We start from the raw sequence: 16623 nt of genomic DNA, 5'->3' as shown, positions 1-16623 counted from the left end.
GGGGCTCTACCTACTCCGCCGCTCGCAGGTCCAGGCCGATGTCCAGGATCGGGGAGGAGTGCGTGAGCGCCCCGACCGCCAGGAAGTCGACGCCCGTGTCCGCGTACGCCTTGGCGTTCCCCAAAGTCAGGCGGCCCGAGGCCTCCAGCAGGGCGCGGCCCTTGACGATCGCCACGGCCTCCTCGCACTCGGTGGGCGTGAAGTTGTCCAGGAGGATCAGGTCCGCGCCCGCGTCGACGACCTCGCGAAGCTGGTGCAGGGTGTCGACCTCGACCTCGATCGGCACGTCCGGGAACATCTCACGGACCGCCTGGAAGGCCTGGGCCACGCCTCCGGCCGCGACGACGTGGTTGTCCTTGACCAGGGCCGCGTCCGACAGGGACATGCGGTGGTTGACGCCGCCGCCGCAGCGGACCGCGAACTTCTCCAGGGAGCGCAGGCCCGGTGTGGTCTTGCGGGTGTCGCGTACGCGCGTCTTGGTGCCCTCAAGGGCGTCCGCCCACGCGCGCGTGGCCGTCGCGATGCCGGACAGGCGGCACAGGATGTTCAGCGCGCTGCGCTCGGCGGTGAGCAGGTCACGGGTGCGGGTGGTGACGGTCAGCAGCTTCTGGCCGGACTCCACCCGGTCGCCGTCGTCCACATGGCGCTCGACCTCGAACTCGTCGGTGCACACCACGGAGATCACGGCCTCGGCGACCCTGAGGCCCGCCACGACGCCCGCCTCACGGGCGGTGAAGTCGCCGGTGGCGACCGCGTCCTCGGGGATCGTCGCGACCGTCGTCACGTCCACGCCGTGGTCCAGGTCCTCCTGGATGGCGACGCCTGCGATGTCCTCGACCTCCACCGGGTCGAGTCCGGCGTCGGCCAGGAGCTGGGCGAGCGCGGGGTCGAGCCCGCACTCCAGGTATTCCTCGTCGCCGTCCGCGCCGCAGGCGCAGCCGTCGCCGCAGCCTCCGGTGGAGGCGAGGGGGAGGTCGTTGTCGCTCACTTCTGTCACTGCTCCTGGGACGCTACGAGGGTCGGGGGGAAGTCTGCGGTGTCTGTGGTGTGCACGGCCAGCGATCGATCCGGGTTCAGCCGTACGACGATGTGGCGGCGCCAGTTCGCGTCGTCGCGGTCGGCCCGGTCCTCCCGCCAGTGGCAGCCGCGGGTCTCCTCGCGCAGGAGGGCGGCGGCGACCAGGACGCGGGCCACGCACAGGAGGTTGGTGGCCTCCCAGGTGTCGACGCCGGGCTCGGCGGTCTTGCCGTTCTCGTGGAGGGCGTCGCGGGCCTCGGTGTGCAGCCGCTGGAGCTGGTCGGCCGCCTTGGCCAGGGATTCGGCGGAGCGCAGCACGCCCGCGCCCTCGGTCATGATCCGCTGGATCGCGAAGCGGGCCTCGGGGCCGAGCAGCGGGTGCGCCGGCTTCTCCGAGTACGCGACGGGCTGCGGCACGCGCGCGTGAAGACCGTTCGCCCTCTGGTCCCGGGCGATGTCGGCGGCGATGCGCTCGGCGTAGACCAGGCCCTCCAGGAGGGAGTTGGAGGCGAGCCGGTTCGCGCCGTGGACGCCCGTGCAGGCGACCTCGCCGCACGCGTACAGGCCCGGCACGGTGGTCCGGCCGTGGGAGTCGGTGCGCACGCCCCCGGAGGCGTAGTGGGCCGCCGGGGCGACCGGGACGGGCTCGGTGACCGGGTCGATGCCGTTGGCGCGGCAGGCGGCCAGGATCGTGGGGAAGCGGTGCTCCCACATGTCGGCGCCGAAGTGGCGGGCGTCGAGGAACATGTGCCCGGCGTCCTGCTCCTGCATCCGGCGCATGATGCCCTTGGCGACGATGTCCCGGGGCGCGAGCTCCGCCAGCTCGTGCTGGCCGACCATGAAGCGCACCCCGTCGGCGTCCACCAGGTGGGCGCCCTCGCCGCGGACCGCCTCGGAGACGAGGGGCTGCTGGCCCTCCGCGTCCGGGCCGAGGAACAGCACGGTCGGGTGGAACTGCACGAACTCCAGGTCACTGACCTCGGCCCCCGCGCGCAGGGCGAGCGCCACTCCGTCGCCGGTGGACACCGAGGGGTTGGTGGTCGCGGAGAAGACCTGACCCATGCCGCCGGTGGCGAGGACCACGGCGGGCGCGTGCACGGCGCCCACGCCGTCGTGCTGGCCCTCGCCCATGACGTGCAGGGTCACGCCCGCGGTACGGCCGTCGGCGTCCGTGAGCAGGTCCAGGACCAGCGCGTTCTCGATCGTGCGCAGCCCACGCGCGCGTACCGCCTCCACCAGCGCCCGGGAGATCTCGGCGCCGGTCGCGTCGCCGCCCGCGTGCGCGATGCGGCGGCGGTGGTGCCCGCCCTCGCGGGTGAGCTGGATGCCGCCCTCGTCGTCGGTGTCGAAGTGCGCGCCGGTCGAGATCAGCCGCCGTACGGCGTCGGGGCCCTCGGTGACGAGGATGCGGACGGCCTCCTCGTCGCACAGGCCCGCGCCCGCGACCAGGGTGTCGTCCAGGTGCTGCTCCGGGCTGTCGCCCTCGCCGAGGGCCGCCGCGATGCCGCCCTGAGCCCAACGGGTGGAGCCGTCGTCGAGGCGCGCCTTGGTGACGACGACCGTGTTCAGGCCGGCGGCGTCGCAGCGCAGCGCCGCGGTGAGCCCGGCCACGCCGGAGCCGACCACCACGACGTCGGCGGAGATGGACCAGCCCGGGGCGGGCGCGTGCAGTCGTATGCCTGTGCCGGTCACGAGGCGGCTCCGTGAGGGTCGACGGGTTCGGGTGCTCCGAAGGAGAGCGGGATGTTGTCGATCAGCCGGGTCGTCCCGACCCGGGCGGCGACGGCGAGGACCGCCTCGCCGGTGAAGTCGTCGGGGACGTCGGTGAAGTCCGACGGGTCGACCAGGGCCAGGTAGTCCAGCACCAGGGGCGGGTCCAGCTGGGTGGCCTCGTCCAGGACGAGCTTCGCGGCGGCGCGGACGGCGGCGGGGCCGCCGGGCGCGGCCTTGGCGACCGCGTGCGCGTCGGCGGCGGCACGCGACTCGCCTATGGCGCTCAGGGCCTCCGCACGCGCGTGCGTGGCGGGCACCTCAAGGGCACGCGCGCGCAGCGCCTCCTGGGCGGCGTGCCGGTCGCGGCCCGCGAACAGGGCGCGGGACAGGGCGAGCGCGGTGTGCCGCTCCTGGGGCGAGAGGTAGCGGTTGCGGCTGGACAGGGCCAGCCCGTCCTCCTCACGCACGGTGGGCACGCCGACGATCTCCACGCCGAAGTTCAGGTCCCGCACCATCCGGCGGATCAGGGCGAGCTGCTGGGCGTCCTTCTGCCCGTACAGGGCCACGTCGGGGCGGGTGAGGTGGAGCAGCTTGGCGACGACGGTGAGCATGCCGTCGAAGTGGCCCGGCCGGTAGGCCCCTTCCAGACGCTCGCCCATGGGACCGGCGGAGATCCGCACCTGGGGCTCGCCGCCCGGATAGACCTCGTCCACGGACGGGGCGAACACCACGTCCGCGCCGGACTGCTCGGCCACCTTCAGATCGGCGTCCAGGGTGCGCGGATAGCGGTCGAGGTCCTCGCCCGCGCCGAACTGGAGCGGGTTCACGAAGACGGTGACGATCACGAAGCCCTTGCTGCCGACGTGCTTGCGCGCCGCCCGGATCAGGGTGGCGTGGCCCTCGTGCAGAGCGCCCATGGTCATCACGACGGCGGTGCGTCCCGGCACCGCGTAGTGGTCCTGGAGGTGCCGCAGGTCGTCCACCGTGGGGGCCAGTTCGAAGGGGCGGCGGCTCATCGGTCTTCCCCGTTCTCGCGCAGGTCGGTGCCGTCGGCGAGGACTCCGAGCAGGTCCTCGGCCAGCTCCGGCTTCAGCAGTCCGTGGGCCAGGGCCCGGTCGGCGGTCGCGCGGGCCATCGCCAGGTAGCCGGCGACGGTCTGGGGGGCGTGCCTGCGCAGCTCGGAGACATGCGCGGCGACCGTTCCCGCGTCTCCGCGCGCGACGGGGCCGGTCAGCGCCGCGTCGCCGGAGCGCAGCGCGTTGTCCAGGGCGGCCCCGAGCAGCGGACCGAGCATGCGGTCGGGGGCCTCGACGCCCGCCGCGCGCAGCAGCTCCATGGACTGGGCGACCAGGGTGACCAGGTGGTTGGCGCCGAGGGCGAGGGCCGCGTGGTAGAGCGGGCGCATCTCCTCGGCGACCCACTCGGGCTCACCGCCCATCTCGATCACCAGGGCCTCGGCGGCCAGCCGCAGCTCCTCCGGCGCGGTCACCCCGAAGGAGCATCCGGCCAGGCGCTGGACGTCCACGGGCGTGCCGGTGAAGGTCATCGCGGGGTGCAGGGCGAGCGGCAGCGCCCCGGCGCGCAGGGCGGGGTCGAGCACGCGCGTGCCGTACCGCCCGGAGGTGTGCACGAGGAGCTGGCCCGGACGTACGGCCCCGGTCTCGGCGAGGCCCTCGACGAGGCCCGGCAGGGTGTCGTCCGGGACGGTCAGCAGGACCAGTTCGGCGCGCCCCATCACCTCGGAGGGCGCAACGAGCGGCACGTCCGGGAGCATCTGCTCGGCGCGCCGTCTGGAGGCGTCCGAGACCCCGGAGACGGCGACCGGGCGGTGCCCGGCGAGCTGGAGCGAGGCGGCGAGCGCGGGCCCGACCCGGCCGGCTCCGATCACGCCCACGGTGAGCCGCGCTGGGCGGTCCCTGGGGTCTGGCTGCTGGACTGTACTCACTCGACGGTGGCCTTCCCGTTCCAGTCCGCTCTGGGTACCGGACGATTTCTCGTCATGTTAACGCGATTGGGGGGTGAGGCGGCCGGTTGTCCACAGGCTGTGGGTTCTCGCAGGTCGCGGCCGGTCGGTAAATCGGGGTGCCGCGTGCGCGGGGCGCGGTAGATGATCCAGGGGTGGGAACGAGGGCGGAGGGGGACATGGCGCGAACGGCTGAACGGGGTGCCGGTGAGCCTGCCGGGCAGGGCGGGGACGGCCCGGCGGAGTCACCCGAGGAGCTTCGGCGCCGGCTGCGGGAGCGCCGAATCGCCGCCTACCGGGGTGCGCAGCGCGTGCTGGCGCGCCCGGGGTTCCTGGGGACGCTGCGGGAGCGGCTCGCGCTGCTGGACGGCGCGGAGCGCCTGCACGACCTGGACGAGACCGGGGACATGTACGGCACGGGGATCGTCGAGGCGCTGGAGGAGAAGGTCGCCGGGCTGCTGGGCAAGGAGGCCGCCGCCTTCTTCCCGACCGGCACCATGGCCCAGCAGGTGGCACTGCGCTGCTGGGCGGGCCGCACCGGCGACCCCACGGTGGCCCTGCATGCGCTCGCCCACCCCGAGGTGCACGAGCGGAAGGCGTTCAGCGAGGTCAGCGGGTTGCGCCCGGTGCGCGTGACGAGCGAGCCCCGGCTGCCGACCGCCGAGGAGGTGCGCGACTTCGAGCAGCCCTTCGGGGCGCTGATGCTCGAACTGCCCCTCAGGGACGCCGGTTTCGTCCTGCCCTCCTTCGAGGAGCTCGCCGAGGTCGTCGAGGCGGCGCACGAGCGCGACGCGGTGGTGCACTTCGACGGCGCGCGCCTGTGGGAGACCACGGTCCACTTCGACCGTCCGCTGGAGGAGATCGCGGGCCTCGCGGACAGCGTCTACGTGTCGTTCTACAAATCCCTCGACGGGTACGGCGGCGCGGCGCTCGCGGGCCCCCGGACCCTCGTCGACGAGGCGAAGACCTGGCGGCACCGCTACGGCGGCACGGTCTTCCAGCAGTTCCCGACGGTGCTGTCGGCCCTGGCGGGACTCGAGCGGGAACTGCCCCGGCTGCCGGAGTACGTGCGCCACGCGCGCGTGGTGGCCGCCGCGCTGCGCGAGGGGTTCGCGGCGGCGGGGCTGCCGTGGGCGAGGGTGCACCCCGACCCGCCGCACACACACGAGTTCCAGGTCTGGCTGCCGTACGACGCGGACGTCCTCGCTCAGGCCGCCGTCCGCCAAGGCGAGGAGACGGGGACGCTCCTGTTCGCCAACCCCTGGGACCGCGGCGGTCCGGACCTGGCCTTCACCGAGGTCTACGTACGCGCCGCCGCCCTGGAGTGGACGGCGGACGACGTGAAGAAGGCGGCGGTGGAGTTCGTGGAGCGGCTGCCGGGAGTCGACGGGTCCGTTTGACGGCCTCCGTCAAACGAGGACGGCGATGTCGGTGGCGGGGTGCACCATGAGGCCGTGAGCGTGGACATCGACATCAGCGGACTGCGGCCGGAGAGTGTTTCCGTCGTGCCTTCACCGCTGTCCGAACTCGGGATGGCCCTGCACGCGCTGTCGGAGCCCGGCCACCACCCCGGGCTGCAGGGATGGGTGACCACCGTGACCGCCGGTCTCGACCCGCACCTCGCCGACCGGATGTGCGAGGCCGACTTCCTGTGGCGTACGTCGCACTCGGACCTCTTCCATCCGTACGCCGGGATCCCTGGCGGGACGGCACTCCCCGCAGCCACCCTGGCCGAGGAGCTCGACCAGCTGGACCAGCTCACGGATGAACAGTTCGTGGATGCGGCGCTGGAGTTCTCCTGCGCGCTGCCCTACGGCACGCCCGGCCCCCCTATGCTCGCCGACCCCGGACTGCGACAGCGCGCCCTCGAGCTGGCCGCCGCCCGAGGACCGCGACAGTTGCTGTTCACGCAGCGGCTGTTCGAGGACCCGCCACGGGTGCGGGCCTGGCTGCGGCAGTTCCTGGAGGACTGTGACGAGGCCTTCTTCGCCGAGACCTGGTCCCGGCTGCGCCACCAGCTCACGGCGGACGCCCGCCACAAGACCGACCTCCTGCGGCACAAGGGCCTGACCGAGGCGCTGGCCGCGGTATCGCCCGCGGTCCTCATCGACGAGGACGGCGACCGGATCACCGTCGACAAGCTGGGCCGGGGACGCACCACCACGGCGGGCAGGAGCCTGCTGCTGGTGCCGACCAGTCTCGGCCGGCCTCACCTGATGGTGCTGCACCGGTACGGCTGGCAGCCCCTGCTGCACTACCCCATCACCTCACCGGGGCCGGCCTCCCCGCTCTCCGTCGAAGAGCTGTCCCGTCGGCTGGCCGCGCTGTCCCACCCGGCGCGGATGCAGATCTGCCGCAGTCTGGCCCGCAGTACGTTCACCACGAGCGAGCTGGCGCAGATCCACGGGATGAGTCCGCCGGAGATATCCCGGCACGTGGGCGTCCTGAAGAAGGCCGGTCTGATCACCACCCGCCGCCGCGGCCGGTACGTGCTGCACCAGATGGACGTCACGGCGGTGGCCCGGCTCGGCAGCGACTTCCTGGAGGGCATCCTCCGGTAGGCGCCACCGGCCGGGGGCCGGCCGCTCAGCGGTGGCTCAGCCGTGCCCGCCCGCCCGGACGAGCCCCGTCTCGTAGGCGAGGACGACCACCTGCACCCGGTCCCTGAGCCCCAGCTTGGTCAGGATGCGGCCCACATGGGTCTTCACGGTCGCCTCCGACAGCACCAGCCGGGCCGCGATCTCGCCGTTGGACAGGCCCTGGGCCACCAGCACCATGACCTCGCGCTCGCGGTCGGTGAGCCGGTCCAGCTCCTTGTGCCGCGGCTCGGTGCTGCCGCCCGGCAACATGGGTGCGAACCGGTCGAGCAGACGACGGGTCGTGGACGGCGCGACCACCGCGTCGCCACTGTGCACGGCGCGGATGGCGGCGAGCAGTTCACCGGGCGGCACGTCCTTGAGCATGAAGCCGGAGGCGCCCGCCTTCAGCCCCGAGAACGCGTACTCGTCGAGGTCGAACGTGGTGAGGATCAGAACCTTCGGCGGGTTCGGGTCCGCGCAGATGCGGCGGGTCGCCTCCACGCCGTCCAGCTTCGGCATGCGCACATCCATCAGCACCACGTCGACCTCGGTCGAACGCAGCGCCTGAAGGGCCTCGACGCCGTCACCCGCCTCGGCGACGACCTCCATGTCCGGCTGGGCGGCCAGCACCATCCGGAACCCGGTGCGCAGCAGCACCTGGTCGTCGACGAGCATCACGCGGATCGGCATGGCGGGGGTCCTTCGGTCGGTGGGTGTCGGCGGGCTGGGGCGGGCACATGTCAGTGGGCCGGTTTCAGCGGAAGCAGGGCACTGATGCGGAAGCCTCCTCCGGGGCGGGGGCCCGCGTCCAGGGTTCCGCCGACCATGCCGACGCGCTCCCGCATGCCGATCAGACCGTGGCCCTGGCCGTCGAGGCCGCCCTCCTCGTAGAGCTCGTGCGGGGCGCCCTTGCCGTCGTCCTCGACGAGCAGTCCGAGGCCGTCGTCGAAGTACACCAGCCGCACGCTGGCGCCCGCGCCCGGCCCGCCGTGCTTGCGGGTGTTCGTGAGCGCCTCCTGCACGATGCGGTACGCGGTGAGCTCCACGCCGCTGGGCAGCGGGCGCGGGGTGCCCTCCACCTTGAAGTCGACGGGCAGGCCAGAGCTGCGGCACTGCTCGACCAGCTCGTCGATCTGTTCGACGTCGGGCTGCGGGACGTACTCGCCCCCCTCCTTGTGCTCGCCGGTCCGCAGCACGCCGAGCAGGCGGCGCATCTCGGCCAGCGCCTGACGGCCGGTGGTGGAGATCGTCTCCAGGGCCTTCTTCGCCTGGTCGGGGGCGGTGTCGAGGACGTAGGCGGCGCCGTCGGCCTGCACCACCATCACCGAGACGTTGTGCGCGACCACGTCGTGCAGCTCGCGGGCGATACGGGCGCGCTCGGCGGCGACCGCGACCTTGGCCTGCGCCTCGCGCTCCTTCTCCAGCCTGGCGGCACGCTCCTCCAGCTGGGCGAAGTAGGCGCGCCGGGTGCGCAGGGAGTCGCCGAGGACCCAGGCGAGGGCGAAGGGCACCGTCTGGAAGACGGCTATCGCGATGTTGCCGAGGACGCTGGAGTGGTGCTCAGGCCAGCGGACCGCGGCCAGGATGCCCGCGCTCAGGCCCACGGCCAGGCCGACCCGCGAGGCCCATCGGGCGCCCAGGGCGGCGACCGTGTAGATGATCACCAGCATCGCGAAGTCGGCGATCACCGGCTGCTCGTCCAGGACCAGCTGGGCCAGGCCCATGCCGGCGGCGACGATCAGCATCTTCTCGGGGATGCGGCGGCGCAGCGCGACGACGAGGCAGAGCACGACGGAGACGGCGAGCCCGACCGGGAGCGATCCGTGGTGGTCCGGCGCCCCGTTGAGGTTCGTCAGGCTCACGCAGGAGAGCCCGAACAGGACGACGGCCCAGAAACTGTCGACCCAGGTGGGATGCCTGCGGAGGAAGTCATAGAGGCGCTGCACGTAACCCAGAGTAGGGAAACGCGCAGGGTGCGGGGGTCAACCGGAGGGCCGATCCGTGACGGACACACGTACTCCGCAAGGTGGATACCCGCCGGCACCCCTTGGTCGGAGATGCCTGGCGACGGTGCGCCTAGCCTGACCCCGTGGACCAGCGGCTGAGCGATGAGTGGCGGGGATGGCGGGCGGCGGCCGAGGAGGCGCTGTACGGGGCGGGCGGCTTCTACCGGCGGCCCGAGGGGCCTGCGGCACACTTCCGTACGTCCGTGCACGCCTCGCCGCTGTTCGCGGTGGCCGTGGCCCGGCTGCTGTGCCTGGTCGACGAGGCGCTGGGACGGCCGGCCGAGCTGACCTTCGTGGACATGGCGGCGGGGCGGGGCGAACTGGTCGCCGGGGTCCTGGACGCGCTGCCCGGGGACGTGGCCGCCCGCACGCGCGCGTGTGCCGTGGAGATCGCCGGCCGGCCCCGGGGCCTGGATCGCGGGATCGAGTGGCGGGGAGAGCCCCCGGAGAAGATCACCGGCCTGCTGTTCGCGAACGAGTGGCTGGACAACGTGCCGGTCGAGGTCGCGGAGGCGGACGCCGACGGCCTGCCCCGGCTGGTCCTGGTCCGGCGGGACGGGACCGAGCGGCTCGGGGAGCCGGTCACGGGAGCGGATGCCGCCTGGCTGGAGCGCTGGTGGCCGCTGTCCGCCGAAGGGTCCCGGGCCGAGATCGGCGTGCCCCGGGACACCGCGTGGGCAGCCGCGGTCGCCACTGTCGAGCGCGGGCTGGCCGTCGCCGTCGACTACGCGCACCACGCGGACGCCCGGCCTCCGTTCGGGACGCTCACCGGCTTCCGCGCGGGCCGGGAGTGCGCTCCCGTGCCGGACGGCTCCTGCGACATCACGGCGCATGTGGCCCTGGACGCGTGCGCCCTGCCCGGGGCACGCCTGCTGACCCAGCGCGCCGCGCTGCGAGCCCTCGGGATCACCGGCGCACGCCCCCCGCTCACCCTCGCCTCCACGGACCCCTCCGCGTACGTACGCGCCCTCGCACACGCCGGAGCCGCCGCCGAACTCACCGCGCCCGGCGGCCTCGGCGACTTCGGCTGGCTGCTCCAGCCGGTGGGCATCGCGGAAGCGGCCCTGGAGGGGCTCGAAGGCCACAAGGACTCGTAGGGCGCGAAGCCTCGTAGAGCGCAGAGACCAGAAGGGCACGACGGTCCGGAAGGGCTCGACGGCCTCGATCGGCTCGAGGCCGCCGACTGCTCGGAAAAGCTGCTCGGAAAAGCTGCTCGGGAAGGCTACTCGGGAAGCTGCTCGCGGGAGCTACTTGTCGATGTCCCCGACCACGAAGAACATCGACCCAAGGATCGCCACCATGTCCGCGACCAGCGTGCCCGGCAGCAGCTCGGTCAGCGCCTGGATGTTGTTGTACGAGGCCGAGCGGAGCTTGAGCCGGTACGGGGTCTTGTCGCCCTTGCTGACCAGGTAGTAGCCGTTGATGCCGAGCGGGTTCTCGGTCCAGGCGTAGGTGTGGCCCTCGGGCGCCTTGAGCACCTTGGGCAGGCGCTGGTTGACCGGCCCCGGCGGCAGCTCGGCCAGCCGGTCCAGGCACGCGTCGGCCAGGTCCAGCGCGTTGTGCGTCTGCTCCAGCAGGCACTCGAACCGGGCCAGGCAGTCGCCCTCCTGCCGGGTGACGACCCTGAGGGTGTCCTGGAGTTCCCCGTAGGCCAGGTACGGCTCGTCCCGGCGCAGGTCGAAGTCCACACCGGAGCCGCGCGCGATCGGCCCGCTGACCCCGTACGCGTGCACGGTCTCCGGCGCGAGGACGCCCACGCCCCGGGTGCGCCCCCGGAAGATCTCGTTGCCGAGCACCAGGTCGTCGAACCGGTCCATGCGGGAGCGCACGTCACGGACGGCGGTACGCGCGCGTGCGGTCCATCCGGCCGGAAGGTCCTCCTTGAGCCCGCCGACCCGGTTGAACATGTAGTGCATGCGGCCGCCGGAGATCTCCTCCATGACGTTCTGCAGCTCCTCGCGCTCCTGGAACGCGTAGAAAACCGGCGTGATGCCGCCCAGTTCCAGCGGATAGGAGCCGAGGAACATCAGGTGGTTGAGGACCCGGTTCAGCTCGGCGAGCAGCGTGCGCATCCACACGGCGCGCTCGGGCACCTCCATGCCGAGCATCCGCTCGACGGCGAGGACCACGCCCAGCTCGTTGGAGAAGGCGGAGAGCCAGTCGTGGCGGTTGGCCAGCATGATGATCTGGCGGTAGTCGCGCGCCTCGAACAGCTTCTCCGCACCGCGGTGCATATAGCCGATGACCGGCTCCGCGCGCCTGATCCGCTCGCCGTCCAGCACCAGCTTCAGCCGCAGCACACCGTGCGTGGACGGGTGCTGGGGCCCGATGTTGAGCACCATGTCGGTGCTCTCCGCGGCGCCGCCGATCCCGACCATGGTCTCCGTCGTAGGAGTCATGGACCCAGTCTCTCGTACGTACGCTTGCGCCATGGAAACGGGGACGGTGAAGGCGGGCGGCGAGCCCCTCTGGGCGGGTCTGCCGCCGGGGCTGCTGAGAATGCGGCGGATGCTGCTGCTGGTGTGGCTGGGGCCGATGACCGTCCTGGTGGCGCTGCTGCCGGGTCTGCTGGCCGGGCCGGTGTGGGCGCTGTTCGCAGTGCTGCCGCTCGGCGGGCTCGCCTGGGGCTGGGTGCTGCTCGGCCGCAACTGGCGCTCCTGGCGGTACGCCGAGCGCGCCGACGACCTGCTGATCAGCCGGGGCGTGCTGTGGCGGGAGGAGACCGTGGTGCCGTACGGCCGCATGCAGCTCGTGGAGGTGACCTCCGGTCCCGTCGAACGGCATTTCGGGCTGGCGAGCGTCCAGCTGCACACGGCCGCCGCCGCGACCGACGCCAGGATCCCCGGTCTGCATCCGGCCGAGGCGGAGCGGCTGCGGGATCGGCTGACCGAGCTGGGCGAGGCCCGATCGGCGGGACTGTGAGCGACAGCGGGGCACAGCCCGGCATACCCGAGGGGCAGCGCGGTACCGAGCGGCGGCTGCATCCCGTGACCCCGCTGCGGCGCGCCTGGGCGCCGGTCGCCGTGGTCGTCGGCTGGGCCGTGCACGACCCGAACCAGGCCCAGGAGCAGCTGGCGAGACTGACCGCGACCGCGCTGCTCATCGGGCTCGCGGTCCTCGTGCCGACCGCCGCCCTGTACGGCTTCCTCAGCTGGTGGTTCACGCACTTCTCGGTGACCGACACCGAACTGCGCATCCGCACGGGTCTGCTGTTCCGCCGCACCGCGCACATCCGTCTGGACCGGTTGCAGGCCGTCGACCTCACCCAGCCGCTGCTGGCCCGCCTCACGGGTGTCGCCAAGCTGAAGCTGGACGTCATCGGCACCCACAAGAAGGACGAACTGGCCTATCTCGGCCAGGGGGAGGCGCGGGCGCTGCGGGCCGAGCTCCTCGCCCGCGCGGCCGGCTTCGCCCCCGAGACGGCGCACGAGGTCGGCGAGGCACCGGTACTGCGGCTGCTGCACGTGCCGCCGGGCGACCTGGCCGTCTCGCTCCTCCTCGTCGGCGCCACCTGGGGCTCGCTGCTCGGCGCCCTGGTCGTGCCGACGCTGGTGTGGCTCGGCACGCACAGCGTGGGGGCGGTGCTGGCCGCCGGGGTGCCGCTTATCGGCGGCGCGGCCACCAGGTCGGCGGGGCGTTTCGTGCGCGCGTACGACTGGACGGTGGGCGAGTCGCCGGACGGGCTCCGCATCGACCGCGGGCTGCTGGACCGGTCGCACGAGACGGTGCCGCCGGGGCGCGTGCAGAGCGTACGGATCGTGGAGCCGCTGCTGTGGCGCAGGCGCGGTTGGGTGCGGGTCGAACTGGACGTGGCGGGCTCGTCCAACCCGGTGCTGGTGCCGGTCGCCCCGCGCGCGGCGGCCGAGTCGGTGATCGCCCGGGTGCTGCCCGGGGTGACCGTGCCGACGTCCCTGTCCCGGCCGCCGCGGCGCGCGGCCCGGTGCCTGCCGGTGTGGTGGCGCGGCCAGGGTCTGGCCGTCACCGAGGCGGTGTTCGCCGCCCGGCACGGCCTGATGCGCCGCACCCTGTCCCTGGTCCCGCACGCCAAGGTGCAGAGCGCACGGCTGACGCAGGGGCCCTGGCAGCGGCTGTGGCGGGTCGCCGACGTGCATCTGGACACCGGCGCGAACAAGACGGTCACGGCGTGCCTCAGGGACGCCGAGGAGGCGGCGGCGCTGCTGCACGCGCAGGCCGACCGGTCGCGCACGGGGCGGCGGGACGCGCGGCCGGACCGGTGGATGGCCTCGTAGGCGGCAGCGCCACCACGTGACGACGTGAGGGGCGGCGGCACCTGGCGTGCCGCCGCCCCTCATCCACGTCCTGACGGGTCAGGAGGCCGCGGTCCGCAGCCCCTGGACGTCGATCCGCTCGGTCTCGTCGTGCGCCGTCAGGTCGATGACCTGGCCGACGGCGCGCGCCTCGGGGTCCGCGGACTTGAAGCCGGACTCGGACTCCGCCTTGTGCGCCGCGAGCGCCTCCTGGCCGACGACGTCCGCGAGGTCCTCGTTCTGCACGGACTCCAGGCTCTGCCGCGACTTGGTGCCGAAGAAGTCGAACCCGCCCTCGACGGCCGGGCGCGGACGCGGGGCCGACGGTACGACGGCCACGGCGGTCGGCACCGTGAAGTGGCCGGTGGTGTGGGCCGGCTTGGCGGCGGGGGCCTCGGGCTGCTGTCGCTCGGAACCGGCCGGGTGCTCCCGCTCGGCAGCCGGCTCGCCCGCGCCCTCGGTCTCGCTACCGGCCTCGGGGGCCTCCGGGGCGTCGGGGCCTGCTGAGGCCCCCTCGCCGCCGTCGTCGTCGGGGCCGCCCTTCGTCGGTGAGTCCTTCTCGCTCGCCGCCCCGGCGTCGGTGTCCGGCTCTCCGGCCACGACCGCGGTCCCGCCCCGGGCAAGCCGTGCCAGCGCCTCGTTGGCCGCCGCGAAGAGCGCCGGGCCCTCCGCGGAGAACGCCCGGGGCGCGGACGGCGCCGGCCCTGCGTCCTTGTCCGGCCCGGTGGCGGGCGCCTCAGCGACCGGCGCGGACAGCTCCCGAGAAGCGGGCGCGGCCTCGATCGCCAGCCGGCGGCGGCCCTCCAGGGCGCTCGCGCGCTCCGTCTCCGCCGTGGCGTACCGCCGCAGCAGGGCGGCGTGTTCGTTGCGGAGATTGGCCAGTTCCGTGCGCTTGGCACGGAGCCTCTGCTCCAGTTTGACCCGCAGTTCGCGCGACTCCTCGAGGTCGGTCTCCAGCTCGGCGACGCGCTCCTCGTGACGCCATTCGTCGCTCGCCCGCGCGCGCGTGAGGTCGGCGACGCGTTTGCCCGCGGCCAGATCCCAGCGGCGCATGACGACCGAGCCCACGATCGTCGTGACCGCGGCACCCGCGGCCAGCCCACGGAGCACCAGCGGCTCCGTGAACAACCAGGGCCCCACGGCGCAGACGACCGAGACGCCTGCGATCACCGAAGGAGGCAACAGCCTGTGCAAGGGTGGGGAATGACGGTGACGTCCACGTGGCATGGCCAGAAACTTACCGCGCGTAGGCGAATGATGGTGCCACGCCCGGTAAAAATGCGGCCACACCGCAACGTTCCCACAGCCTCGCGACACCTGAATGGGAACAGCACCCTCCCGAATCCGGGAGATTGGCTTCGGAGATGGATACGTCATCGACACCGAAGTGGGTCATGGGCCGCTCCTCCGGGCCGTTTCGGCACGCCATGGGCCCCTTCCGGAGTCACCGGGACAGATCTTCAAGATCGTTTATGTGCGGCCGGAAGCTCGTTACCGCGGCCCGGCTCCCCGCCCGAAAGGGAACGGGGAGCCGACCGTCTCCGGATTGCGGTGAATTCCCGTGGAGATACCACCCATTCACCCGCTCAGCGGTCGCTGAGCCGCCCGCTCATCCACTGCAGCGAGCTCGGGATCTCCCGGAGCCACGTGTTGAAGTTGTGGCCCCCGCTCGGGAGGATGAGGGAGGAGATCCGCGTCACCTTGTTCGCCCGCACCTGCTCAATGAACTTGAGCGTGGCCTTGTAGTGGAACTCCCCGTGCTTGCTGCTCGTGACGAGCAGTGAGGTGTTGGGAGCCGGCATGTGCTTGAGGTACCACATCAGGTCGGCGCGGTTCTGCAGTTCCTTGTTCCCGTGGAAGAGGTCGCCCGTGGTCGGGTCGATCGGCGCCTTGAAGTACGGCGACAGACCCACCGCGGCGGCATAGACGTCCGGGTGGTGCATCGCGAACTTCAGCGCGCAGTAGCCGCCCGTGGAGTCGCCGATGATGCCCCAGCCGGCGGGCCTCACGCCCACCCTCTTGTAGTGGGACTTGATCGCGTCGGGGAGGTCCTTCGCGAAGAAGGTCTCGACCTGCGGCCCACCCGGGATGTCCACGCACTCCGTGTCCCGCGGCGGCACCACGGTCGGCCGCAGCATCACCAGGATCATCGGCTGCATCTTGCCGCTCTTCGCCAGGTCGTGCGCCGTCTGGGGATACTTCAGCCCCTTGATGAGCGCCTCCGCCGTACCCGGGTAGCCGGTGAGGACGACGCCCACCGGGAACGACCGCGTGCGGAACTGCGGCTGGAAGTACTCCGGTGGCAGGTAGACGTACGCAGGCGTGGCGATGTGCGTCTTGGCGCCGAATATGGTGATCCTCTGGATCTGCCCGCCGATCTGCGGCCGTGCGCCGCCCGCCACGTTCACCGTCTGGGTGCCGACCACCTGGACGGCTCCGCCGCTCGCTCCCGTGGCACCGTTGTCGACGACCACGCCCTGTCCGGTGTCCTGGCCGAACAGATCGGACCAGCTGGCGTAGAAGCCGAAGGTCTGGTTGGCGAAGAGCCCGAGGGACGCGAAGATCGACACCTGGGTGGCGAACAGCAGACCGACCCGTCCGCTGACGGCCAGCCAGTTCCGTCGTGCCAGCCGTGGCCAGTACCACACCGTGCCGACGAACAGCAGCACGGCGAACACGATCGCCAGCGCCAGCACCTTGTTGCTCGTGAGACCCATGGGCTCTTTCCTGCCTGCGCTTTCCATACGTGCCGCGGGGCCCGCCCCCGCGGTTTCGCCGACTCTTGCCCCGGACTTTCCGTCGGCTTTGAACCGGCTTTGTGATGGGGAGTGAACCTCTCTCCCCGAGACACCGTCCTAGAGGGCGCAATGTCGCCGGATGCCCCGATCGGCACCGGGCTCAAGGTCTCTCGCAGAACTACGGGATGCGATGTCTGTCAGGATAGATGGGGAAAAGTCGGGTGAGGTTCCGGAGCGATCACGTGTGGTGCGGCGCATACTCCGCGGCCCGCGTGCGGAGGCCGTCCCCACGCTGATCGCCAGGGCCTGCACCCTCGTGGGAGGCCTGGACATCGCCGC

The 16623-nt window shown here is 72.6% G+C and carries 14 protein-coding genes; 5 read left to right on the top strand and 9 right to left on the bottom strand.

The annotated features are described in order from the left end of the window. Positions 1 to 10 precede the first annotated feature (10 nt). The 4 genes from nadC to C3488_RS22465 are packed head-to-tail and all read right to left on the bottom strand — an operon-like array spanning position 11 to position 4675. Entirely contained in the window at positions 11 to 988 is a 978-nt protein-coding gene (nadC, locus tag C3488_RS22480; protein WP_103842133.1) for a carboxylating nicotinate-nucleotide diphosphorylase, read from the bottom strand. 5 nt (positions 989 to 993) lie between these two features. Then, entirely contained in the window at positions 994 to 2709 is a 1716-nt protein-coding gene (locus tag C3488_RS22475; RefSeq protein ID WP_103842131.1) for an L-aspartate oxidase, read from the bottom strand. After that, on the bottom strand, positions 2706 to 3746 hold the full coding sequence (panC, locus tag C3488_RS22470) for a pantoate--beta-alanine ligase (RefSeq protein WP_103842129.1): 1041 nt from the start codon (positions 3744 to 3746) through the stop codon (positions 2706 to 2708). Before panC ends, C3488_RS22475 begins: the two co-directional genes overlap by 4 nt. Next, on the bottom strand, positions 3743 to 4675 hold the full coding sequence (locus C3488_RS22465; protein WP_103842128.1) for a Rossmann-like and DUF2520 domain-containing protein: 933 nt from the start codon (positions 4673 to 4675) through the stop codon (positions 3743 to 3745). The genes panC and C3488_RS22465 overlap by 4 nt, the downstream gene beginning before the upstream one ends. A 197-nt stretch (positions 4676 to 4872) precedes the next feature. Here C3488_RS22465 and C3488_RS22460 point away from each other — a divergent pair, with 197 nt between their 5' ends. Continuing rightward, complete coding sequence (locus tag C3488_RS22460) at positions 4873 to 6093, top strand: low specificity L-threonine aldolase (protein WP_103842126.1); 1221 nt, start codon at positions 4873 to 4875, stop codon at positions 6091 to 6093. A 54-nt stretch (positions 6094 to 6147) separates the two neighbouring features. Next, on the top strand, positions 6148 to 7254 hold the full coding sequence (locus C3488_RS22455) for a DUF5937 family protein (protein WP_103842188.1): 1107 nt from the start codon (positions 6148 to 6150) through the stop codon (positions 7252 to 7254). Between the two features lie 36 nt (positions 7255 to 7290). Here C3488_RS22455 and C3488_RS22450 read toward each other — a convergent pair whose 3' ends face one another. Together C3488_RS22450 and C3488_RS22445 are read right to left on the bottom strand one after the other, a co-directional pair. Continuing rightward, positions 7291 to 7962, bottom strand: a complete 672-nt coding sequence (locus C3488_RS22450) for a response regulator transcription factor (RefSeq protein WP_103842125.1) — start codon at positions 7960 to 7962, stop codon at positions 7291 to 7293. Between the two features lie 50 nt (positions 7963 to 8012). Beyond that, positions 8013 to 9218: a sensor histidine kinase gene (locus C3488_RS22445; protein ID WP_103842123.1), complete on the bottom strand. Its 1206-nt coding sequence runs from the start codon at positions 9216 to 9218 to the stop codon at positions 8013 to 8015. A gap of 143 nt (positions 9219 to 9361) precedes the next feature. Here C3488_RS22445 and C3488_RS22440 point away from each other — a divergent pair, with 143 nt between their 5' ends. Then, entirely contained in the window at positions 9362 to 10375 is a 1014-nt protein-coding gene (locus tag C3488_RS22440) for an SAM-dependent methyltransferase (RefSeq protein WP_258053580.1), read from the top strand. A gap of 150 nt (positions 10376 to 10525) precedes the next feature. Here C3488_RS22440 and C3488_RS22435 read toward each other — a convergent pair whose 3' ends face one another. Next, the gene (locus C3488_RS22435) at positions 10526 to 11677 is read right to left on the bottom strand and encodes an NADH-quinone oxidoreductase subunit D (protein ID WP_103842122.1); all 1152 of its coding nucleotides are present in this window, start codon (positions 11675 to 11677) and stop codon (positions 10526 to 10528) included. 31 nt (positions 11678 to 11708) lie between these two features. Here C3488_RS22435 and C3488_RS22430 point away from each other — a divergent pair, with 31 nt between their 5' ends. After that, positions 11709 to 12200: a PH domain-containing protein gene (locus C3488_RS22430; protein WP_103842120.1), complete on the top strand. Its 492-nt coding sequence runs from the start codon at positions 11709 to 11711 to the stop codon at positions 12198 to 12200. Beyond that, a complete protein-coding gene (locus C3488_RS22425) occupies positions 12197 to 13528 on the top strand; it encodes a PH domain-containing protein (protein WP_103842119.1) in 1332 nt (443 codons plus the stop codon). The genes C3488_RS22430 and C3488_RS22425 overlap by 4 nt, the downstream gene beginning before the upstream one ends. A 78-nt stretch (positions 13529 to 13606) precedes the next feature. On the opposite strand, the gene C3488_RS22420 is transcribed toward C3488_RS22425, so the two are convergent. Together C3488_RS22420 and C3488_RS22415 are read right to left on the bottom strand one after the other, a co-directional pair. Further along, a complete protein-coding gene (locus C3488_RS22420) occupies positions 13607 to 14773 on the bottom strand; it encodes a hypothetical protein (protein WP_103842117.1) in 1167 nt (388 codons plus the stop codon). A gap of 359 nt (positions 14774 to 15132) precedes the next feature. Next, entirely contained in the window at positions 15133 to 16263 is a 1131-nt protein-coding gene (locus C3488_RS22415) for an esterase family protein (protein ID WP_103842116.1), read from the bottom strand. Positions 16264 to 16623: the final 360 nt, after the last annotated feature.

The sequence above is a fragment of the Streptomyces sp. Ru72 genome, assembly GCF_002920635.1.
Lineage (GTDB): Bacteria > Actinomycetota > Actinomycetes > Streptomycetales > Streptomycetaceae > Streptomyces.
Note: the sequence above shows the minus strand (reverse complement) of the source record. Positions and strands in the feature narration are given on the sequence as shown.